The sequence below is a fragment of the Mycobacterium sp. IEC1808 genome (assembly GCF_002101935.1).
In the GTDB taxonomy this organism is placed as follows: domain Bacteria; phylum Actinomycetota; class Actinomycetes; order Mycobacteriales; family Mycobacteriaceae; genus Mycobacterium.
This window is the reverse complement of sequence record NZ_LQPV01000023.1, coordinates 22,995-44,489: the sequence shown is the minus strand read 5'-3', so window position 1 is coordinate 44,489 and position 21,495 is coordinate 22,995. Positions and strand designations below refer to the sequence as shown.

General features: G+C 70.5%; 16 protein-coding genes. 9 read left to right on the top strand and 7 right to left on the bottom strand.

Going from position 1 to position 21,495, the window contains the following annotated elements; translation table 11 throughout:
- Positions 1-316 precede the first annotated feature (316 nt).
- Positions 317-1,084, bottom strand: coding sequence for a hypothetical protein (locus tag AWB92_RS14900; protein ID WP_142282100.1), 768 nt, complete (start codon positions 1,082-1,084; stop codon positions 317-319).
- Between the two features lie 143 nt (positions 1,085-1,227).
- Here AWB92_RS14900 and AWB92_RS14895 point away from each other — a divergent pair, with 143 nt between their 5' ends.
- The gene (locus AWB92_RS14895) at positions 1,228-3,036 is read left to right on the top strand and encodes an MFS transporter (protein ID WP_085186619.1); all 1,809 of its coding nucleotides are present in this window, start codon (positions 1,228-1,230) and stop codon (positions 3,034-3,036) included.
- Here AWB92_RS14895 and AWB92_RS14890 read toward each other — a convergent pair.
- On the bottom strand, positions 3,033-6,425 hold the full coding sequence (locus tag AWB92_RS14890) for a TM0106 family RecB-like putative nuclease (protein WP_085186617.1): 3,393 nt from the start codon (positions 6,423-6,425) through the stop codon (positions 3,033-3,035). The genes AWB92_RS14895 and AWB92_RS14890 overlap by 4 nt on opposite strands.
- Positions 6,426-6,595: 170 nt before the next feature.
- Here AWB92_RS14890 and AWB92_RS14885 point away from each other — a divergent pair, with 170 nt between their 5' ends.
- Positions 6,596-6,952: a hypothetical protein gene (locus AWB92_RS14885; protein WP_085186623.1), complete on the top strand. Its 357-nt coding sequence runs from the start codon at positions 6,596-6,598 to the stop codon at positions 6,950-6,952.
- Between the two features lie 167 nt (positions 6,953-7,119).
- On the top strand, positions 7,120-9,858 hold the full coding sequence (locus tag AWB92_RS31070; protein ID WP_085186615.1) for a PE family protein: 2,739 nt from the start codon (positions 7,120-7,122) through the stop codon (positions 9,856-9,858).
- A gap of 28 nt (positions 9,859-9,886) precedes the next feature.
- Here the strand turns inward: AWB92_RS31070 and AWB92_RS14875 are convergent, their stop codons facing one another.
- Positions 9,887-10,480: an LppP/LprE family lipoprotein gene (locus tag AWB92_RS14875; RefSeq protein WP_085186613.1), complete on the bottom strand. Its 594-nt coding sequence runs from the start codon at positions 10,478-10,480 to the stop codon at positions 9,887-9,889.
- A gap of 106 nt (positions 10,481-10,586) precedes the next feature.
- Between AWB92_RS14875 and AWB92_RS14870 the strand changes: the two genes are divergently transcribed.
- Positions 10,587-12,254, top strand: a complete 1,668-nt coding sequence (locus AWB92_RS14870; protein ID WP_085186611.1) for a DEAD/DEAH box helicase — start codon at positions 10,587-10,589, stop codon at positions 12,252-12,254.
- On the top strand, positions 12,251-13,393 hold the full coding sequence (locus AWB92_RS14865) for an acyltransferase (RefSeq protein ID WP_085186609.1): 1,143 nt from the start codon (positions 12,251-12,253) through the stop codon (positions 13,391-13,393). Before AWB92_RS14870 ends, AWB92_RS14865 begins: the two co-directional genes overlap by 4 nt.
- A gap of 194 nt (positions 13,394-13,587) precedes the next feature.
- Here the strand turns inward: AWB92_RS14865 and AWB92_RS14860 are convergent, their stop codons facing one another.
- Together AWB92_RS14860 and AWB92_RS14855 are read right to left on the bottom strand one after the other, a co-directional pair.
- The gene (locus tag AWB92_RS14860; protein ID WP_142282104.1) at positions 13,588-14,166 is read right to left on the bottom strand and encodes a TetR/AcrR family transcriptional regulator; all 579 of its coding nucleotides are present in this window, start codon (positions 14,164-14,166) and stop codon (positions 13,588-13,590) included.
- Complete coding sequence (locus tag AWB92_RS14855; protein WP_085186605.1) at positions 14,157-15,377, bottom strand: cytochrome P450; 1,221 nt, start codon at positions 15,375-15,377, stop codon at positions 14,157-14,159. Before AWB92_RS14855 ends, AWB92_RS14860 begins: the two co-directional genes overlap by 10 nt.
- A gap of 84 nt (positions 15,378-15,461) precedes the next feature.
- Between AWB92_RS14855 and AWB92_RS14850 the strand changes: the two genes are divergently transcribed.
- Positions 15,462-15,932, top strand: a complete 471-nt coding sequence (locus tag AWB92_RS14850; RefSeq protein ID WP_085186603.1) for a MarR family transcriptional regulator — start codon at positions 15,462-15,464, stop codon at positions 15,930-15,932.
- A complete protein-coding gene (locus tag AWB92_RS14845; protein WP_085186601.1) occupies positions 15,929-16,750 on the top strand; it encodes a class I SAM-dependent methyltransferase in 822 nt (273 codons plus the stop codon). The genes AWB92_RS14850 and AWB92_RS14845 overlap by 4 nt, the downstream gene beginning before the upstream one ends.
- Positions 16,751-16,761: 11 nt before the next feature.
- On the opposite strand, the gene AWB92_RS14840 is transcribed toward AWB92_RS14845, so the two are convergent.
- Together AWB92_RS14840 and AWB92_RS14835 are read right to left on the bottom strand one after the other, a co-directional pair.
- Positions 16,762-18,129, bottom strand: coding sequence for an FAD-linked oxidase C-terminal domain-containing protein (locus tag AWB92_RS14840; protein ID WP_085186599.1), 1,368 nt, complete (start codon positions 18,127-18,129; stop codon positions 16,762-16,764).
- 9 nt (positions 18,130-18,138) lie between these two features.
- The gene (locus tag AWB92_RS14835) at positions 18,139-19,380 is read right to left on the bottom strand and encodes an MFS transporter (RefSeq protein ID WP_085186597.1); all 1,242 of its coding nucleotides are present in this window, start codon (positions 19,378-19,380) and stop codon (positions 18,139-18,141) included.
- A gap of 62 nt (positions 19,381-19,442) precedes the next feature.
- On the opposite strand from AWB92_RS14835, the gene AWB92_RS14830 reads away from it, so the two are divergent.
- Together AWB92_RS14830 and AWB92_RS14825 are read left to right on the top strand one after the other, a co-directional pair.
- Entirely contained in the window at positions 19,443-20,270 is an 828-nt protein-coding gene (locus tag AWB92_RS14830) for a uracil-DNA glycosylase (protein WP_085186595.1), read from the top strand.
- Positions 20,267-21,385, top strand: coding sequence for an FAD-binding protein (locus AWB92_RS14825; RefSeq protein ID WP_085186594.1), 1,119 nt, complete (start codon positions 20,267-20,269; stop codon positions 21,383-21,385). Before AWB92_RS14830 ends, AWB92_RS14825 begins: the two co-directional genes overlap by 4 nt.
- Positions 21,386-21,495: the final 110 nt, after the last annotated feature.

Below are 21,495 nucleotides of genomic sequence, written 5' to 3'. Positions count from 1 at the left end.
GGGCCGCGGGGGCGCTGGGGGCCGGCTCGGTGGTGGTCTCGGGGTTGTAGTCCACCAGGAACTCATGCCAGCTGGGGTCGACCGACGAGGGGTCGTCGCGGAACTTGCGGTACATCTCCTCGACCAGCCATTCGTTTTGCCCGAATGGTGAAATGTTGCTCACGGCCGCTATTCGCCTCAATTCTTTTGTCCTGCAGGCGCGCTGTACGCGTTATCGGCGGGCAACTCAATCCCGCGACGGTGCGGGAGCGTTTTCGCCCCAATAAAGGCTAACCTTTCGCGGGCAATCCGCGAGAGGCACCGGGTGAGGCCGCCGTTAGCCGGCCTCGTGGACCGGCGGCAGCAGCCGCAGCGTGGTCGGCCAGCGCGAGGGCGGCAAGCCGAACGCGTGTCGGGCGTTGTGGACGATCTTCTTGCCCACCATCCGGTTGCCGGCGCCGCCGACCACGGCGCCGATGCCCACCGGCAGCGCCTTGCCGAACATCAGGGCGCCCTTGCGCAGCGTGTAGCGCTTGACGAAGTAGCCGAGCATCCGGGTGTTCAACCGCGACAGCGTCGGCAGCGGCAGTGACGCCATGCCCTCGGCCAGCCAGCCGCCGTTGGTGCGGCCGGGCCCGATCAGCTCGCCGATGGCGCGCTGGCTGTCGTCGCCGACCAGGACGGAAAGGACCAGCGCGCGGCGGCGTTCGCGGTGGTCGGCCGGGATGTTGTAGACGACGGCCTTGGCCAGCACGAACAGCGCGGTGGCCTCGATGAAGAAGACGGTCTCCCCGGCGCCCGCGGACACCGCCGTCAGCGTCCCGACCCCGGGGAACGTCGCGGCCGAGCCGACCGCGGCGCCGCTGGCCGTCAGGGCCGCCAGGAAGCGTTTCTCCAGCTTGGCGTCGATTTGTGCCGGGGTGGCGGCCGGGTGCGCGCGGCGCAGTCGCGACACGTAGGCCTCCGCGGCGGGGCCGTGGATCCGCGTGCTGCGCTCGATGACCTGCGCCAATGCCCGCGCCGACGCCTTGGGCCGGCCGTCCTTGCCGGCCGCCACCTGCTCCGGGTTTGACATGCGTGACGCTCTGTTTCGTCGGGCGCGCATCCTGCTCATCCTGTTGGTCTTACCGATGTCCATTCCAGGCTAACCCGCGGTCACCGATCCGCGGCCGAGCGGCGCATTTGCCCAACCGGGATAATGCGGGCTGGGTGACGATTCGAGCCGTCGGTGCGAGGGGGTTGAGCCACATGAACACGGCGACGCCTTGGTCGCCGGGGGGGAACCGGCGCGCGGTGCCGAGTCGCGCGCAGTTCATGGAGGGCTGGAACTCGCTGCTCGCGGCGGGCCCGCGGAATCCGTGGAACGCGCTGTTCACGATGATCATCGGCTTCTTCATGATCATGGTCGACTCCACGATCGTCGTCATCGCCAACCCGACCATCAAGCTCGACCTGCACACCGGGTACGCCACCGTGGTCTGGGTGACCAGCGCCTATCTGCTGGGCTGCGCGGTGGTGCTGCTGGTGGCCGGGCGGCTCGGTGACCGGTATGGCACCAAGAACCTCTATCTCATCGGGCTGGGCCTGTTCACCGCCGCGTCGCTCTGGTGCGGGCTTTCGGGCAGCGTCGCGATGCTGATCGCCGCCCGGGTGGTGCAGGGCGTCGGCGCCGGGGTGCTGACCCCGCAGACTCTGTCGATGATCACCCGGGTCTTCCCGGCGGAGCGGCGCGGTGTCGCGGTCAGCGTGTGGGGCGCCACCGCCGGGGTGGCCACCCTGGTCGGGCCGTTGGCCGGCGGCGCGCTGGTCGACGGGCTGGGCTGGCAGTGGATCTTCTTCGTCAACGTCCCGATCGGCGTCGCCGGGCTGGCGCTGGCGGCGTGGCTGGTGCCGGTGCTGCCCACCCAGGCGCACCGCTTCGACCTGGTGGGCGTCGCGTTGTCCGCGGTGGGCATGTTCCTGATCGTCTTCGGCCTGCAGGAGGGCCAGGCCGGTCACTGGCAGCCGTGGGTGTGGGCGATGATCGTCGCCGGGGTCGGATGCATGTCAGTGTTCGTGTACTGGCAGGCCGTCAACACCCGCGAGCCGCTGATCCCGCTGCGCGTCTTCGCCGACCGCGACTTCGGCCTGTGCAACGCCGGGGTGGCCGTCACCGCGTTCGCGATGACGGCGATGATGCTGCCGCTGCCGTTCTTTTTGCAGGGCGGGTGCGGGCTGTCGCCGACGCGTTCGGCGCTGGTAATCGCCCCGATGGCGGTCGTGGGCGGCGCGCTGGCGCCGTTCGTGGGCATGATCGTCGACCGGTACCACCCGGGGCCGGTGCTCGGGTTCGGCTTCTCCACGATGGCGGTCGGGCTCACCTGGCTGTCGTTCGAGATGTCCCCGTCGACGCCGATCTGGCGGCTGCTGCTGGCGTTCGCCGTGATCGGCGTCGGTAGCGCCTTCGTGTGGTCGCCGCTGACGGCGACCGCGACGCGCAACCTGCCCACCGAACTCGCCGGCGCGGGTTCGGCGGTCTTCAACTCGGTGCGGCAGCTCGGGGCGGTGCTCGGGAGCGCGGGCATGGCCGCGTTCATGACGTGGCGGATCGGTTCCGAGATGCCGTCCGACGCACCCTCGGCCTCGGCCGAGGACGCCGCCGCCGTGCAGCTGCCCGAGTTCCTGCGCGAGCCATTCGCCGCGGCGATGGCGCAGTCGGTGCTGTTGCCCGCGTTCGTCGTGCTGTTCGGCGTCGTCGCCGCGGTGTTCGTGCTCGGGTTCGCGCCGTCGGCGGACGCGGGCGGTGAGCCGGCGGACGGGGGCGACGTCGTCGACGACGACTATGACGACGACGAGTACGTCGAACTTCGGCTGGTTCGTGAACCCGACGTCGCGCCCCAGCCGCCGGCCCGTCCGGTGCCGGTGCACCAGCCGGTGCCGGCCGGGCCGATCGGCTTCGCGCACAACGGGTCTCGCGTCGACGGCGGGAAGCGGTTTCGCCCGATGGCGTCGCCGGGCCACCGCTACCGCCCCGATCCCGACGACGACCCCGCCGGTTACGGCCGGCACTCGGGCTAGTCGCGCGTCAGCGCCAGGAACGCGCCGAGGTCGATCAGGCCGGCGGGCGTGCCGGGCAGGTACTCGGTGAGCAGCCGCGAGCGCACGATCACCGCCGCGTACTGCGCCCTGCTGATGGCGACATTGAGCCGGTTCCGGTTGAGCAGGAACGAGATCCCGCGCGGCACCACGTCGACCGACGAGGCCGTCATCGACACGAAGACCACCGGCGCCTGCCGGCCCTGGAGCTTGTCGACGGTTCCGACCCGGACCGCGCCGAGCTCGGCCTGGGCGAGCCGCCGACGGATCAGCGTCACCTGGGCGTTGTAAGGCGCCAACACCAGCACGTCGTCGGCGGCCAGCGGGCGGGTGCCGTGTTCGTCGGTCCACGCCCGGCCGAGCAGCCCGCCGATCTGGGCGGCGATCGCGTCGGCCTCCTCGGCGCTCTCCGTCGAATTGCCCTGGTGTTCCACGACACTCACGTGCACCCCGGGGCGTTGCCCGTCGAGGTGGCGCTCTTTGGTGCACTCGTGCGATTGCAGCCGGCCCTCGTAGGACAGCGCGGAGACCGCGGCGCAGACCGCCGGATGCATGCGGTAGGACAAGTCCAGGAAGTAGCCCCGCTCGTCGGGCAGCGTGCGCCGGCCGTCCACCAGCCAGTCCAGCGCCGACGTGTCGACCGGTTCGGGATGCGTGCCCTGGCTGACCTGTGGCAGCTGCTGCGGGTCGCCGAGCAGCAAGAGGTTGGCGGCCGCCGGCGCAACGGCGATGGTGTTGGCCAGGCAGAACTGGCCCGCCTCGTCGATCACCAGCAGGTCCAGGCTGCCCGGCAGCACCCGGTTGGCGTTGGCGAAATCCCAAGCGGTGCCGCCGATCACGCAGCCGTCGTGTTCGGCGATGAAGGACGGGTATTCGTTGGACTCGATCTCCCGCCAGCGCGGGGCGTCGTGCCCGGCGGACTTCTTGGCGACGCGGCCCGGATCCAGCCCGGCGTCGATCACGCAGCCCAACAGGTTCTCCACCGTGGCGTGCGACTGCGCCACCACGCCGACGCGCCAGCCATCTTCGGCGACAAGGCTTTTGATCACCCGGGCCGCGGTGTGCGTCTTGCCGGTGCCCGGCGGCCCGTGCACGGCGAGGTACGACGAGTCGAGATTGAGCGCGGCGGCGGTGATGTCGGCGACGGTGTCGCCGGTGCGCGGCAGCGGGGATTTCGTGCGTGGCGCGCGGCGCAGCAGGACGTCGATCACGGCGGTGAACGGCAGTGCCGGCAGGTCGGCGGCCAGGGCGGCGGCGGTGGTCTCGATCGATGCCCGCAACGCCGTGGTGGGAATGGGCGGCCCCGGGGTGAGCGCGAACGGCAGCTGGTCAAAGGTGTTGCCGTCGTTGCCGACTCGCTCGACGATGGTCACCTCGGTGGGCACCGCCGGATCGTCGACCGCCAGTATTTCGGCGCGACCGGCCGCGCGCCGGTCCGGGTTGTCGGCCATGCTCGGCGGGGCAGGGGGCTCGTAGAGCGCGAACACATCGGTCATCAATTCGCCGCGCGCCAGCTCACCCCTGAGGCGCACCTGCCGCCGCGGCTTGCGCGCGCGGGGCGGGGTATGCCAGTCGGCGTCGACCGATGCCGCATCGGCGATGAAGACGTCGGTGTCGTCGGCCCACTCCTCGACCGGGAAGTTCAGCCGGTCGAAGTGCGCCCACCAGAACGGCTTGTCCTCGCGCCGGTGGTAGCCGCGCGCCGCGGCCACCAGCGCAACCGCGGTCTGCTCCGGCGTGCGGTCGGCGACCCCTGCGTCGCCGGTGAACGCCGACAACGCCATCGCCAGCTGGTCGCGGTCCTCGACCCGGTTGCCCTCCGGAACCGGTTGCGCGCCAACGGGTACGACGCCGGATTCGTAGGCGCGCAGCATCAGCCAGTTGCGCAATGCCTGTGTCGAGCGGCAGTCGTAGTGGTTGTAGTCCTCGATCTCTTTGAGCAGGGACGCGGCGTCGTCCAGTTGGCCCTCGTCCTTGAGCTGGCAGTAGCGGGCGTAGGAGGTGATCGACTCGGCGGCCGTCGTGACGTCACCGGCGCGCAGCTGTGACCCCATGTACAGCGGCTCGAGCGCCTTGAGGCCGAACGACTCCGCCCCCACCCGAATGCTCTTGCGCACCAGGGGATAGAGGTCGACCAGCGTGCCGCTGCGCAGCAGTTCGTCGACGTCATCCTCGCCGACCCCGTACCGGCCGGCGAGCCGCAGCAGCGCGGTCTTCTCGTAGGGCGCGTAGTGGTAGATGTGCATGTTGGGGCGGCGCTTGCGGCGCCTTTTCACCATCGCGAGGAAGTCGATGAGCGCCTTGCGCTCGTCGACCCTGCTATGCGCCCACAGCGGGTGGAAATTCCCGCCGGCCTCCAGAACGCCGAACAGATACTCCAGGCCCCAGTCGTGCCCGTCGGCTGTCCACAGCGGGTCGCCTTCGAAGTCGAAGAACAGGTCACCGGGGTCCGGCTCGGGCAGCAGGGTCAGCGGCTGCGGGTCGACGACCTCGAACTGTGGGGTGCCGGTGTCGCGTTGACGGACTTGCAGTTTGGCCTGCGCGGTCAGCTTGGTCAGCGCGCTGGGCGCCAGCTCGGGCACCGGCGTCGTGCGGTCGGCCAGCTCGGCGACCGTGGTGATGCCGGCGTCGATCAGCTTGTCGCGCTGGGTGACTCGCATCCCGGCGACCAGCAGCAGGTCGTCGGTGGCGCGCAACTGCTCGGTGCACAGCGGGCAGTGGAAACACGCGCTGACGTTTTGGTCGTCCCAGCGCACCGCGGTGCCCGCGGCGTAGTGCTCGTCGAGCAGCCGCTGCAACAGCGCGCGCTGGGAACGGTAAACCGGGACCAAATCGCCGACGCGGTAGCGCAGGACGGCGCCGTCGCCCAGCTCCAGCTCGGCCTCGGGCGCGACCGGGACGCCCGAGCCGGCGAGCGCGTCGGCGTAGGCGGCCAGCTGCAGCAACGCGGGCACCTTGGGCGAGCGGGCCAGCTTCGTGTCGGCGACCCGATACCGCTCGCCGTCGCGCACCAAGAAGTCGGCGAATCCGACGAATCGGCCGTCGAAGATCGCGGCCTGATACACCACCGGGGCGCGGCTGGCGATCGCGCGCCGGGTTGCCTCGGCGGCGGCCGTAAAGCCGGTCGGCGTGTAGGCCGGGCGACCAATGACCGCGACCGCGTCGCCGAACTCGTCGCGGTATCGCTCGAGGCGGCGTCGTTCGTGTTCGGTGCCCAGGGCGGAGGTTCGGGCGAGTAGTTCATCCTCGATGCAGAGCGCGGGGCCGCGGCCGAGTTTCGCGTCGAAATCCCGCAGGAGCGCGTATTCGCACCGGGCGGCGGACGCGAGGTCCGACGCACTGTAGACGACGGTTTCACCGGTGACGAACACAGCTGCAACTGTAGGTGAGGGGACCGACACGGCTCGGCCCGGCGAGCGGGCTGACCGTTGGGCGCGCGCATTCGACGCCCCGCGTGAATTGCGCTGTGCGGCAGGGTAACCGGAGAAGTGCCTGGGGCGCATGCCACGGAGCCGTTGCTGGGCGGTAGCTTCGGCAGGTGATCGTTACGGGGGCCTTTCTCGCCGAAGCGGCCCAGGTGGTCGACAACAAGCTGAACGTCACCGGCGGCGTGCTGTCCCGATTCGTGGTCGGGCCCGACCGGTTCGCCAGCTTTCTGCTCGTGGTGCTCACGCAGTCCGATGCCGACGACGATGACCGGCTCGACGTCGAGATCTGGCCCCCGGCGGGTCAGAAGCCCCTTCGCGTCGCCTTCGAGATGCCCCCGGAGGCCACCGTCGGCGAAATCGGGTTCGCCTTCTTCCCGGTGTCGGTGGCGATGCCCGTCGACGGCCGCTGGGTGATCGTCGTCGCCGGGGGCCCCGGCGTGATCTCGCTTCCGCTGATCGTGACCAGCTGACCCGACGGGGTCGCGGTTCGGGCATCAATTGCCCAATAGCCATCCGGCCGGGCGACCGGCGAAATATATGAAAATACCAAAAGTCGCTTTACAAGTTCCCAAACATGCCTATAGTACGGTTCTGACGTAAATCACCTAATGTGCGGCATGTTCGATGGGAGTCCAAGATGTCCTACCTGATCGCAGCGCCTGAGGCCTTGGCCAGTGCCTCTACCGACTTGAGCGCGATCGGGGAGGCGATCCGGGAGGCCACCGCGGCGGCGGCCCCGTCGACCACGGGAATTGCGCCGGCGGCCGCAGACGAGGTGTCGGCGGTGCTGACGCAGTTGTTCGGCGGTTTCGGACAGCAGTTTCAGGCACTCAGCGCGCAGTCGGCCGCCTTCCATGACCAGTTCGTGCAGCTGATGTCCTCCGGCGGGTTCGCGTATGCGGCCACCGAGGCCGCCAACTCCTCACCGTTGGGCACGTTGCAGCACGACCTGCAGGCCCTTGCGGCGAACCCGTTCTCGCCGGTGAAGGACCTGACCGGGCGCCCGCTGTTCGGCGACGGCGCCAACGGCGCGGCCGGTACCGGCCAGGCCGGTGGCGATGGCGGGTGGCTCTTCGGCAACGGGGGCAACGGCGGGTCGGGCGCAAACGGCGCCAACGGCGGGAACGGCGGGGCCGGCGGGTCGGCCGGGCTGTGGGGCCACGGCGGCGCCGGTGGGGCCGGCGGCAACGCCACCGCCGCCGGCGGGCACGGCGGCAACGGTGGGGCCGGCGGTGCCAACGGGCTTTTCGGCGGCGGTAACGGTGGGGCCGGCGGGATCGGCGGTATGGGCGCTCAAGGCCTGGTCGGGTCGACCGGCACGGTGGGCGTCAGCAACGGCCACGGCGGTGACGGCTTTGCCGGTGGGGCCGGCGGCAACGGTGGGGCCGGTGGGGCCAACCAGGCGCTGTTCGGTGGGGCCGGCGGCGCCGGTGGGGCCGGCGGTCAGGGCGGCATGGGCGGCACCGGCGGTGCCGGGGCGAGCGGCGTGGGCGCCGGCGTGGCCGGCGGTGACGGTGGTACCGGCGGGACGGGCGGCGCCGCCGGTGCTGGCGGGGCCGGTGGCGCCAACAAGGGGATGATGGGCGGGACCGCCGGCGTGGCGGGTCACGCGGGCATCGGCGGCCAGGGCGGCACCGGTGGTGTCGGTGGCCAGGGTGACGTGGGGGCCCAAGGCGCGGTGGGCGTCAGCGCAGGCCAAGGCGGTCAGGGCTTCGCCGGCGGGACCGGCGGTGCGGGCGGCACCGGCGGCAGCGCGGGCGTCGGCGGCGTCAACGGCAGTGGTGGGGTCGGCGGCCATGGCGGCCAGGGCGGCGACGGTGGCGAGGGCGCCAGCGGAGTGGGCTCCGCCGTGGCCGGCGGCAACGGCGGCGGCGGCGGCACCGGAGGCGACGCGGGTGCCGGCGGGGCGGCCGGCACCGGTGCGGGTGGTGCGGGCACCGCGGGCCACGCGGGCACCGGCGGTGACGGCGGCAAGGGCGGCGCCGGCGGCGACGGTGATGTCGGGGCGGCCGGCGCGGAGGCCGTCAACGCAGGGCAGGGCGATACCGGCTTCGACGGTGGGACCGGCGGTGCGGGCGGCCACGGCGGCAACAGCGGGCCGGGCGGGACCAACGGTTCGGGCGGCCAGGGCGGTGACGGCGGTCGGGGCGGCAACGGCGGCACCGGCGCCGACTTCGCGACTACGGGCAATGACCTCGACCACGGCGGCATCGGCGGCAAGGGCGGCCACGGCGGCGCCGCGGGCGCCGGCGGCGCGGCTGGCACCGGCGGCACCGGCGGCACCGACGGCAACGGTGGCCACGGCGGCGACGGCGGCACCGGCGGCCACGGCGGCCAGGGCGGCCCGGGCGCTGCCACCCCCGACCCGTCGCGGTCCAGCGGCGTCGACTCGCCGTCCGGCGGCAGCGGCGGCATCGGTGGTGACGGCGGCACCGGCGGTGACGCGGGCGGCTCGACCGGCCACGGCGGCACCGGTGGCGCGGGCGGCACCGGCGGCATCGGCGGCACCGGCGGCACCAGCCCGGGCTACGGAGGCAGCTACGGCGGCTTCGGCGGCAACGGCGGACAAGGCGGGATTGGCGGCGACGGCGGCGGCACGCCTAACGGCGGGACCAACGGCGACGGCGGCGCCGGTGGCGGCGGCGGTGAGGGTGGCCTCGGCGGCTACAACACCTCCGACGTGGGCAACTTGATTACGGCCGGCGGAGGTGGCGGCGGCGGCATCGGCGGGGCCGGCGGCGACGCCGGCACTGGCACCGGCAGCGGCGGCGCCGGTGGCACCGGCGGCACGGGCGGCACCGGTGGCTCCGGCAACCAAGCCCTCGCCACCGTTGGCGGCAACGACCAGGCGATCGGGTTCGGCGGCGGCGGCGGCACCGGCGGTGCCGGTGACCTCGCCTCTGGCACCACTGGCGGCGCAGGCGGCGGCGGTGGCGGTGGCGGCGCGGGCGGTACCGTCGCGGCCGGTAACGCCGCGGGCGGCGGCGGCGGCGGTGGCGGTGGAGCCGCATCCGCCAATGGCGTCGCCGGGCACGGCGGCACCGGCGGCAACGCGGAGCTGTTCGCCGGTGACGGCACGACGACCACGACCAACGGCGGCCTCGGCGGCGCTGGTGGCACCAACGCCACCGGCACCGGCGGTGGTGGCGGCGGCGGCGCCTCGAACATCCCGGACCTGGTACAGGTCGGCGACGGTGCCCCCGGCGCCGATGGTGCTGATGGCGGCGCGGGCGGTCTCGGCATCGGTACGAACAACTCTGGCGGCCCCGGTGGCGCCGCCGGGAATGGCGGCACCGGCGGCCTGTCCTTCGGCGGGATCCAGAGCGGCGCGGAAGGTCGCCCGGGGACATACCCGTCGTGGACCGGCAACCCGTAACCCCGCGGGCTCGACCGGCCCGCTTGGCTCAGTGGCCCGGGGTGTTGCCGATCAGCTGGACGCCGTTGCCGTCCCAGTGGAACCGCACGTCGGTGTTGAGTCCGTTGACGCCGCCGGGATAGGTCAAAGCGACTGTGTCGCCGGTGGTTTGGGCCGCGTCGATGCCATTGAACCCGTAGGTGTCCGGCACGCCCTGCGGGATGAACTGGCCCAGATGGAACAGCACCGCCCGCGTCGTCGGGTTGACGGCGTTGGTGTTGGCCTTGATGATCACCGCCGACAGCTGGGCGCACTCGTTGTAGTTGCCGGCCACCGGTTCCGGACTCCAGGGCTGCTGGCTGCGCGGGTCTTTCGGTAGCTCGGACACCACCTTCGCGATGGTGGGCGAGGCCAAGTTGACCGCGCACGGGTCGGCCGGCGCCGCGCTACCGGGCGGCGCGGCGACCCCGGACGTCGGGATCGGCGTGGCGGGGGCGGTGATCGACGCCGTCGACGTCGTCGTGGTGGTGGCCTGCGGCGTCTTGGCGACCGTGGAATCTCCCGAACCGCAACCGGTCAAAGCAACGGAGGCCGACGCGAGAACGGCTACGCCCGTCAGCGCACGGCAGGGTAGCGAGCACACATCGCCAAACCGTACCGGCACCCACCCAGCCGGCGCAGCAGGCGCGGCCGTGACCCGCAGCGCCCAGCTTCGCCGGGCCCGCCATCACAACTAGACTCTTGACACGATGACCCTCCCAGACAGCCCGCCCGAGGCTGCCTCTCCCACGTTCTCGGACCTGCAGATTCACCCTGCGGTCCTGAAGGCGACCGCCGACGTCGGCTACGAGACGCCGACGGCCATCCAGGCGGCAACGATCCCGCCGCTGCTGGCCGGATCCGACGTCGTCGGGCTGGCGCAGACCGGCACCGGCAAGACGGCGGCGTTCGCGATCCCGATCCTGTCCAAGATCGACGCCAAGAGCACCGCGACGCAGGCGCTGGTGCTTGCGCCCACCCGCGAGCTGGCCCTGCAGGTGGCCGAGGCGTTCAGCCGCTACGGCACCCACCTGCCTGGGATCCACGTGCTACCGATCTACGGCGGCTCGTCCTACGGCGTGCAGCTGGCCGGGCTGCGGCGCGGCGCGCAGGTGGTGGTCGGCACCCCCGGCCGCGTCATCGACCACCTGGAACGCGGCACGTTGGACCTGTCCCACCTCGACTACCTCGTGCTGGACGAGGCCGACGAGATGCTCACCATGGGCTTCGCCGAGGACGTCGAACGGATCCTGTCCGAAACGCCCGAATACAAGCAGGTCGCGCTGTTCTCGGCGACCATGCCGCCGGCGATCCGCAAGCTCACCACCAAATACCTGCACGACCCGGTGGAAATCACAACCAAGTCGAAAACCGCCACCGCGCAGAACATTTCGCAGCGCTACATCCAGGTCGCCGGCCCCCGCAAGATGGACGCGCTTACCCGCCTGCTCGAAGTGGAGCCGTTCGAGGCGATGATCGTGTTCGTGCGCACCAAGCAGGCCACCGAGGAGGTCGCCGAAAAGCTGCGGGCCCGAGGCTTTTCCGCCTCCGCCATCAACGGCGACATCCCGCAGGCGCAGCGCGAGCGGACCATCGCGGCCCTGAAGAACGGCAGCGTCGACATCCTGGTCGCCACCGACGTGGCGGCCAGGGGCCTTGACGTGGAACGCATCTCGCACGTCCTGAACTACGACATCCCGCACGACACCGAGTCCTACGTGCACCGCATCGGCCGCACCGGCCGGGCCGGGCGCAGCGGCACCGCGGTGCTGTTCGTGTCCCCACGGGAGCGCCACCTGCTCAAGGCGATCGAGAAGGCGACACGGCAAACGCTCACCGAGGCCGAGCTCCCCACCGTCGAGGACGTCAACGCCCAACGGGTGGCGAAGTTCGCCGACTCCATCACCGACGCGCTCGCCGCCCCGGGAATCGACTTGTTCCGCAAGCTGATTCAGGACTACGAGCGCGAGCACGACGTCCCGATGGCCGACATCGCCGCCGCGCTGGCGGTGCAGTCCCGCGACGGCGAGGCGTTCCTGATGGCGCCCGAACCGCCGCCGGAACGGCGCGAACGCCGGGAGCGTCAAGAGCGCCCCGAAAGACCCAGGCAGTCAAAGAACTTCGCCACCTACCGGATCTCGGTGGGCAAGCGGCACAAGATCGGCCCGGGCGCGATCGTCGGCGCCATCGCCAACGAGGGCGGCCTGCACCGCAGCGACTTCGGCCACATCGCCATCGGGCCGGACTTCTCGTTGGTGGAGCTGCCGGCCAAGCTGCCCAAGTCGACGCTGAAAAAGCTTGAGCAGACCCGCATCTCGGGCGTGCTGATCGACCTGCGGCCGGACCGCTCACCGGGCAAAACGAAATCACGCCGGTGACGCTCTCCGAGGAACGCGACGCCCAGGGCGGGCTCGAGCAGGTCGCCCACGTCGACCGCGTCGCGTCGCTGACCGGCATCCGCGCCGTCGCCGCGCTCACCGTCGTCGGCACCCACGCGGCCTACACCACCGGCAAGTACACCCACGGCTACTGGGGACTGGTCGGTTCCCGGCTGGAGATCGGCGTGCCCATCTTCTTCGTGCTGTCGGGCTTCCTGCTGTTCCGGCCGTGGGTCAAGGCGGCCGCCACCGGCGGGCCGCCCCCGTCGCTGAGTCGCTATGCGCGACACCGGGTTCGGCGCATCATGCCCGCATACGTCATCACCGTGCTGGTCGCCTATGTGCTCTACCACTTCCGCGAGGCCGGCCCGAACCCCGGGCACACGTGGCTGGGGCTGGTGCGCAACCTGACGCTGACGCAGATCTACTGCAACGGCTACCTCGGCAAGTACCTGCACCAGGGCCTGACGCAGATGTGGAGCCTGGCGGTGGAGGCCTCGTTCTACGTCGTGCTGCCGTTGCTGGCCTACCTGCTGCTGGTGCTGATCGCCCGGCGGCGCTGGCAGCCGAACCTGATGCTGGCCGCCCTGGCGGCGATGGCGCTGATCAGCCCGGGATGGCTGGTCCTGGTGCACACCGACCACTGGTTCCCCGACGGCGCCCGGCTCTGGCTGCCGACCTACCTGGCCTGGTTCCTGGCCGGCATGGCGCTGGCCGTGCTGCAGGCGATGAAGGTGCACTGCTACGCGTTCATGGCCATCCCGCTGGCCGTCGTCTGCTACTTCATCGCCTCCACGCCGATCGCCGGCGCACCCACGACGTCGCCGGCCACGCTGAGCCAGGCCGTCTGCAAGACCGTGTTCTACGCCGTCATCGCCGCGCTCGCGGTGGCGCCGCTGGCATTGGGAAATCAGGGCGCGTATGCGCGGCTGCTGGCCAGCCGGCCGATGGTGTGGCTGGGCGAAATCTCCTACGAGATCTTCCTGATCCACCTCATCACCATGGAATTCGCGATGGTCTACATCGTCCGCGCGCACGTCTACACGGGCTCGATGGGCTACCTGTTCGTCGCGACGCTGGCGGTGACCATCCCGCTCGCCTGGCTGTTACACCGCTTCACCCGGGTCAAGGACGGATAGGTGGCCGACGACGAACGCGGGGCGGCTGCTGGACCTTTCTGCCCCAAGACGATTCGCCGTCGTCACATCCGCCCCATTCGTATCTGCGCTGAGCGGCCGACGTTTTGCCCGCCTCACAGCGACTATCCGGTTGCGCGGCGCCGCGGCGGCTCGCTGTCGCTGTGAGGCGGGCACAACGGCTATTGGTCCTCGGTCTACCTCCGAGCGCCGACCGGCGCCACGATCGGGACGACGAACTCCTCGATCATCGCCCGCTCGTCGGCCTCGTCCCGACCGGGGTAGGTCAGCAGCGACGTGAGCACCCGCACCATCCAGCGGGCCCGGCGCTCCACGACGCCGCGATCTTCCGGGCCGAGCGAGCCGACGAACGCGGCGGCCAGTGCGGTGATCACCTCCGATTGCGCCAGCTCGCCGCCGACCGGCGGGCGGCTGACGGCGAACCACGCTGACAACGCGGGGCTTTCGCGCACCATCCGCAGTGCGGCGGTCATGCTCGCCACCAGCCGTTCGCGCGGGTCGTCGACGCCGCCGATCTCGTCGGCGATCGCGCGGCCGAGCCGGCGCGCCTCGCGGTGGACGTACGCGGTCCGCAGTGCCTCGCGGTTCTCGAAGTACCGGTACAGCGTCGCGCGGGAACAGCCCGCCGCCCTGGCGATCTCGTTCATGCCGATTGAAGCCTGGTCCCGCCGCGTGTAGAGCGCCTCGGCCGCGTCGAGTATCCGGTCCACGGCCGCCTCGCCGCGGCGGTCGGCCAGCCAGTCGGTCATCGGGATTTCACCCGGATCGGCACCGACAGCGGCCGGCGCACGTAGCTGCCGCCGGACCACACGATGCCGGGCACGTCGACCTCGAATTCCGGGCAGCGAGAGAGTAATTCGGTCAGCGCGACCCGCGATTGCATCCGGGCCGCCGCCGCGCCCAGGCAGTGGTGCGCGCCATGGCTGAAGGTCAGGATGTTGCGGGGACAGCGGGTCACGTCGAGTTCGCCCGCGTCCGGCCCGTACTGGCGCTCGTCGCGGTTGGCCGACCCGTAGAGCAGCAACACCTTGCGACCGGCCGGGATGGTGGTGCCCTCAATAGTCACGTCGCGGGTGGTCGTGCGCGCCAGCCCCTGCACCGGCGACGTCAGCCGCAGCAGCTCCTCGACCGCGTCGGGGATCAAGCCCGGGTCGTCGGCCAAGCGCCGCCGCTGGTCGGGCCGCTCGTGCAGCAACGGCATTGAGCCGCCGAGCATTCCGGTGACGGTGTCATTGCCGCCGGTGACCATCGTGAACGTGAACGCCAGCACCGACAGCGTCCCGGCGATGTCGCCGTCCGCGCCCACCCCGGCCGCCACCAAATGCGAGATCGTGTCGTCCTCGGGTTCGCTGCGCCGACGCTCGATCAGCTCGGTGAAGTAGGCCATCATCGACCCGACCGCGTCCAGTGACGTGCCGATTCCCCCCTCCGACGTGTTGGCCGCGACGATCGCCTGCGTCCAGCCGTCGAACTGCGCCCGATCTTCCTCGGGCACACCGAGATAGTGCGCGACGACCATCGAGGGCAGCGGCTTGAACAGTTCGGTGACGATGTCGCCGCCGCCGTCGGCGCGGATCTTCTCGATGCGCTCGACGACGAACTCGCGCACCTTGGGCTCCACCGCCTCGACCTGTCGCGGCGTGAAGCCGCGGGACACCAGCTTGCGAAAGTCGGTGTGCACCGGCGGATCCTGCATCACGAACGGCGGATTATCTTGCAGCCCAATGATCTCCAGTTCGCCGTACTCCACCGTCAGGCCCTGAGCGGAGGAGAACGTCTCGTGGTCGCGTGCGGCGGCCCAGACGTCGGCGTGCCGGGATAGCACGTAGTAGTCGCGGTCGGGCCGGCCGTCGGGGACGACGTGGTGCACCGGGTCGTGGTCGCGCAGCGCGCGGTACATCGGCCAGGGATTGGGCCACGTCTCTGCGGTGGCCAGTCGAAAGCCGTGAGACATCACCGGTGACATGTCTCATTCCTAAGGCATTTCGCGACACATGTCAATAGCTGTACACTTCGTTCAGTCCGTACTGAACGAACAAGATGGAGCGAGATGACTCCGGAGGAAACCGAGTTCGTCGACCGTTTGGGCCTGTTCTTCGAACTGCTCGGCGCCACCCGCACCATGGGCCGCGTCTACGGGTGGCTGCTGATCTGCGATCCGCCGGCGCAGTCGTTGACCCAGCTGGCCGGCGCCCTGTCGGTGAGCAAGGCCTCGGTCAGCACCGTCGCCCGCCAGCTGCTGGAGGGCGGCATGGTGGAGCGGTTGCCCAGCCCCGACCGTCAACACCTCTACCGCGTCGCCCCGGGCGGGTTCACCAGCGTGATGGAGACCCAGCTGTCGCTGATGCGCCTGGGCATCGAGCCCGCCGAGTACGCCCTGTCCGTGCTGGGGGAGGATCGCGCCGAACAGCGTGAGCGGGTCGAGGACTTCCGCGATTTCTGCGAGTTCTGCACCCGCGACTACCGCGACCAGCTGATGCGGATGTGGACCGAATATCGGGAGGGAAAAAGGAAGCCATGACAAAGACGGACAAGGTCGACTTCACCGACGTGGCCTGGGGATCGGTGGAATGGACCAACCTGTGCACGCTGTACCTGCGGGCCTACGAAACGCGTTCGCCCGAACCGATTCTCGATGATAAGGCCGCGGCCGAGGCGGTGGACCGCATCGCATACGACTGGGCGCGCATGCGCCGCGCCTCCTTGCCCCGGTCCAACCAGTACCTGGTCACCATGCGCGCCAAACAGTTCGACGACTGGAGCGCCGATTTCCTGCGCCGCCACCCGAACGCCGTCGTGCTGCACCTCGGGTGCGGAATGGACACCCGGGCGTTCCGGCTGCATCCGCCGGACACCGTGCTGTGGTTCGACGTCGATCAGCCGGGCGTAATCGCGTTGCGGCGCAAGCTGTACGACGACGCTGATGCGTATCGGATGATCGGCTCGTCGGTGACCGACGCGGCGTGGCTGGACGAGGTGCCCACCGACCGCCCGGCGCTGATCGTCGCGGAGGGCCTGCTCATGTACCTCACCGGGGCCGACGTGCGTACGCTGCTGCAGCGCCTCACCGATCGATTCGGCAGCGGCGAAATCGCTTTCGACACCGCGTCGCCGCTGGCACCGCGGCTGTCGAAGGTGCTCACCAAGGGCATCACGAAGTGGGGCATCCGCGACGCACGCGAACTCGAGCGGTGGAATCCGCGGCTGCGCTTCCTCGAGCGCTCGCCGGTCGGGGCGCTCTACCAACGGATACCCTCGGCGCCGCTACGGCTGCTGTGGCGGCTGGTCAACGCGACGCCGATGGGCAACTACGACGTGCTCAACCGCTTCGCGTTCTGAGCCGTTGTGCGCTAGATGGCCGCGCCTGGGTTCAGGATCCCGAGCGGGTCCAGCGCCCGCTTGATGCGTTGGTTCAACTCCATCACCTCGGGGCCGAGGTAGCCGTCCAGCCACGGCCGCTTCAACCGGCCGACGCCGTGCTCACCGGTGATCGTGCCGCCCAGCCCGACTGCCAGGTCCATGATCTCGCCGAAGGCGAGGTGGGCGCGCTCGGTCATTGCGGCGTCGGCGGGGTCGTAGACGATCAGCGGATGGGTGTTGCCGTCGCCGGCGTGCGCGATCACCGAGATCATCAAATCCCGTTCCGACGCGATGCGCTCGATCCCGGAGACCAGCTCGCCCAGCGCCGGCAGCGGCACCCCGACGTCCTCCAGCAGCAGCGACCCCTTGGCCTCCACCGCGGGGATGCAGAACCGGCGGGCGGCCACGAAGGCCTCACCCTCGTCCGGGTCGTCGGTCGAAAACACCTCCGTGGCACCGTTTTCCGCGAACACCTCGGCGATCACCGCCGCATCCTCGCCGGACGCGCGGCCCCGCTCGTCGGAACCGGCCACCAGCATCGCGGCCGCCCCGCGATCCAGGTCCATGCGCAGGCTGTCCTCGACGGCGTTGATCGCCACCGCGTCCATGAACTCCAGCATCGAAGGGCGAAGCCGCGCAACGACTCCCAGCACCGCGTCGACGGCCGAGGTGACCGAGGCGAACGTCGCGACCACCACACTGGACACGTTCTGCGCGGGCAGCAGCCGCAGTGTCACCTCGGTGACGACACCCAACGTGCCCTCGCTGCCCACGAACAGCTTGGTCAGCGAGAGGCCCGCGACGTCCTTCAGCCGCGGCCCGCCCAGCCGCACCGCGGTGCCGTCGGCCAGCACCACTTGCATGCCCAGCACGTAGTCGGTGGTGACGCCGTACTTCACGCAGCACAATCCGCCGGCGTTGGTGGCGATGTTGCCGCCGATGCTGCAGATCTCGAACGACGACGGGTCGGGCGGATACCACAGCCCGTACTCGGCGACTGCCTTTTTCACCTCGGCGTTGAACAGGCCCGGCTGGCAGACCGCGGTGCGCGTGACCGGGTCGACGGTGATGTCGCGCATCTTCTCGGTCGACAGGACGATGCCGTCGTCCAGCGCGGTGGCCCCGCCGGACAGGCCGCTGCCGGCTCCGCGCGTCACCACCGGCACCCGGTGCGCGGTGGCCCAGCGCAGGACCGTCTGCACCTCCTCGGTGCGCCGCGGCCGCACCACCGCCAGCGGCTTGCCGGCCGACGGGTCGAAGGCGCGGTCCTGCCGGTAGCCCTCGGTGATGGTCGGGTCGGTGACGACCATCCCGTCGGGCAGCTTGGCGATCAGCTCGGCCAGGGCATCGGCAATCACGAACCGATCCTACGGCGACGGGTCGACCGCCAACTCCGGTTCGCGGTCCAGTTCGCGCAGCGACGGCAGACCGCAGGCGACCAGGCCGACCAGCAGAATCGGCACCGCCAACGCCAGGAACGTCGTCCGCAGCCCGGCGGCGTCGGCCAGCGGACCCGCCACCAGCAACCCCAGCGGCCCGGCGGCGTACATCAGGCCCGTCATCACGCCCACCACCCGGCCGCGCAGATGCTGCGGGGCCCGGGTTTGCATCACGTAGTTGTAGATCGGCTGGATCGGCCCGTAGACCAGGCCGGTGACCCCGCAGAGCACCAGGATCACCGGCAGCGGTGGCAGGAACGCGATGCCGACCGTCGCCAACCCGAAGGTGAGGGTCGCGGTCAGCACCGCCGTGCGTCGCCGGGTGTGTTTCGACAGTGCCGCGTAGCCGAGCGCGCCCGCCACGCCCCCGACCCCGAGGGCCATCAGCGCCCAACCCAGCTGGGCCGGTTGGTGGTGGTCGGAAAAGTACTTGGGAAACAGCACGCTTTCCATCGGCAGGTACAGCGCGGTCACGACCAGGTCGATCAGGCCCAGCGTGCGCAACACCCGCAGGTTCCAGACGAATCGCAGGCCCTCGGCGATGCCGGACACCAATCCCTCGGGTCGGGTGGCTTGGTGTGGCCTGCCGGCGCCCTCGAGCCGCAGCACCGCGACCGCCAGGAAGGACAGCCCGAACAACCCCGCGGTCACCCACATCGTGTTGATGCCGCCCACCGTGGCGATCATCAGGCCGCCGATGCCCGGGCCCACGATGTACGCCAGGTTGAGAATCGCCTCGTAGATGCTGTTGGTGCGGTCCAGCGACCAGCCCGCGCGGGCGGCGGCCTCCGGCAGCATCGACTGGCGCGCCGTCGTGCCGGCGGGATCGAAAGCGGCGGCGAGGAACGCCAGCACGGCCAGCTCGACCAGGTTGATCGCGGCGGCGCCGAAAAACCAGGCGGTCAGCGGCACGGCGGCCACCGCCGCGCAGGACAGCGAATCGGAGACCAGCGAGACACGGCGGCGCCCGAAGTAGTCGACCGCGGTGCCGGCGACCAGCGTCGAGGCCACCAGGGGCAGCGTCATGCAGGCGGCGACGATCGACGCGTCCTTGGCGCTGTCGTGGTGCTGCAACGCCAGCCACGGGAACGCGACTATCGAGATGCCGGTACCCGCAGTCGCCATCAGCGTGGCGAACAGGATGAGGAACGTCGGGCCGCCGCTTTTCATGGGATATCGCGGCTGAATCTAGCGCCAAGGCGGTATTGGCGGCGACCGATTTTTTGCGGCTAATGCAGGATGTTCATGTGCTCGCCCACCCCAAGACCGGCCAGGCGTTCGGTTCTCCGGTTCCGCCCGGCGTCGGATGGCCGGGTGATCCGGCGACACCGCAAACGCCGGTGGCCACCGACCCGACCCAGGTCGCCGCGCTGGCGGCCCAGGCCGGTTCGATCGCGGAACTGGACGCCGCGATCAGCGTCTGCCGCGCCTGCCCGCGGCTGGTCACCTGGCGCGAGGAGGTCGCCGTCACCAAGCGCCGGGCCTTCGCCGACCAGCCCTATTGGGGGCGGCCGGTGCCGGGCTGGGGCTCGGAGCGGCCCTGGCTGCTGATCGTGGGGCTGGCGCCCGCCGCGCACGGCGCCAACCGGACCGGACGGATGTTCACCGGCGACCGCTCCGGCGATCAGTTGTACGCGGCGCTGCACCGGGCGGGGCTGGTCAACCAGCCGACCAGCGTGGACGCCGCGGACGGATTGCGCTCCAACGGGATTCGGATCGCCGCGCCGGTGCGCTGCGCGCCGCCGGCCAACGCGCCGACGCCGGCGGAGCGGGACACCTGCTGGCCGTGGCTTCAGGCCGAGTGGCGGCTGGTCTCCGACGACGTCCGCGTGATCGTCGCCCTGGGCGGGTTCGCTTGGCAGATCGCGCTGCGACTGCCCGGCCTGTCCGGGCTGCGCAAGCCGCGGTTCGGCCACGGCGTGGTGGCGGAGCTGGAATCCGGCGTGCGATTGCTCGGCTGCTACCACCCCAGCCAGCAGAATATGTTCACCGGTAGGTTGACTCCGGTAATGCTGGACGACATCTTCGTGGACGCAAAGAGGTTGGCAGGAATCACGTGACCGACATTCTGGTTTCCGGTGCGAGCGTGGCCGGTATGACGGCGGCGTATTGGCTTGCCCGCCAAGGCTATTCGGTCACCGTGGTGGAACGGCATCCCGGCCTGCGGCCGGGCGGCCAGGCGATCGACGTGCGCGGTCCGGCGCTGACGGTGCTGGAACGGATGATGTTGCGGGCGGCCGCCGACCACGCGCGGACCCGGATCCGCGGGGCGTCCGTCGTCGACGCCGATGGCAACGAGCTGTCCGAGGACATCGCATCGACACCCACCGGCGGTCGCCATTATATGCCTGACATCGAGCTGCTGCGCGACGACCTCGTCGAATTGCTATACGACGCAACCAAACTGGACACCGAATACATCTTCGACGACAGCATCGCCGCGTTGGAGGACGACGGCACCGCCGTCAACGTGACGTTCGATCGCGCCGGGGCGCGCAGCTTCGACCTGGTGATCGGGGCCGACGGTTTGCACTCCAACGTGCGCCGGCTGGTCTTCGGCCCCGAGGCGCAATTCATCGAGCGGTTGGGCACCTACGCGGCTATTTTCACCGTGCCCAATTTCCTCGACCTGGACTACTGGCAGACCTGGCATTACGGCGAGGCCACCATGGTCGGCGTCTACAGCGCGCGCAACAACACCGAGGCCCGGGCCATGGTCGGCTTCATGGAGGCCGACCTGCGGATCGACTACCGCGACACCGAGGCGGTGTTCGCCGAGCTGGAGCGGCGGATGGCCGACGACGGCTGGGTCCGTCCGCAGCTCCTGCAGTACATGCGCAGCGCTCCGGACTTCTACTTCGACGAGATGTCGCAGATCAAGATGGATCACTGGTCGAAGGGCCGGGTGGCGCTGGTCGGGGACGCGGGCTACTGCTGCTCGCCGCTGTCGGGGCAGGGGACCAGTGTTGCGCTGCTGGGTGCCTACATCCTGGCCGGCGAGCTCGGCGCGGCCGGTGGCGACTATGAAAAGGGCTTCGGCACCTATCACGCCGAGTTCCACGACTACGTCAAGCGCAACCAGTGGCTGGTGATCGACAACATCCCGGGCGGCGCGCCCATCCCGCAGGAGGTGTTCGACCGCATCGTCAACTCCCTCACGCTGAAGGACTACTGACCCGGCTTTGAGTGTGAAGCCTCGGCTTTGAGTGTGAAGTCTCGGCTTCGCGTGTGAATCCTGGGCACAAAAATCGCCGGAATCCCGCCCTGCGTACACACCGAAAACCG

Excerpts from the sequence above, each read along its gene's own strand:
- AWB92_RS14830 (WP_085186595.1), top strand. The coding sequence starts at position 19,443 with ATGCAGGATGTTCATGTGCTCGCCCACCCCAAGACCGGCCAGGCGTTC.
- AWB92_RS14850 (WP_085186603.1), top strand. The coding sequence starts at position 15,462 with ATGACTCCGGAGGAAACCGAGTTCGTCGACCGTTTGGGCCTGTTCTTC.
- AWB92_RS14870 (WP_085186611.1), top strand. The coding sequence starts at position 10,587 with ATGACCCTCCCAGACAGCCCGCCCGAGGCTGCCTCTCCCACGTTCTCG.
- AWB92_RS14845 (WP_085186601.1), top strand. The coding sequence starts at position 15,929 with ATGACAAAGACGGACAAGGTCGACTTCACCGACGTGGCCTGGGGATCG.
- AWB92_RS31070 (WP_085186615.1), top strand. The coding sequence starts at position 7,120 with ATGTCCTACCTGATCGCAGCGCCTGAGGCCTTGGCCAGTGCCTCTACC.
- AWB92_RS14855 (WP_085186605.1), bottom strand. The coding sequence starts at position 15,377 with ATGTCACCGGTGATGTCTCACGGCTTTCGACTGGCCACCGCAGAGACG.
- AWB92_RS14835 (WP_085186597.1), bottom strand. The coding sequence starts at position 19,380 with ATGAAAAGCGGCGGCCCGACGTTCCTCATCCTGTTCGCCACGCTGATG.
- AWB92_RS14895 (WP_085186619.1), top strand. The coding sequence starts at position 1,228 with ATGAACACGGCGACGCCTTGGTCGCCGGGGGGGAACCGGCGCGCGGTG.
- AWB92_RS14900 (WP_142282100.1), bottom strand. The coding sequence starts at position 1,084 with ATGCGCGCCCGACGAAACAGAGCGTCACGCATGTCAAACCCGGAGCAG.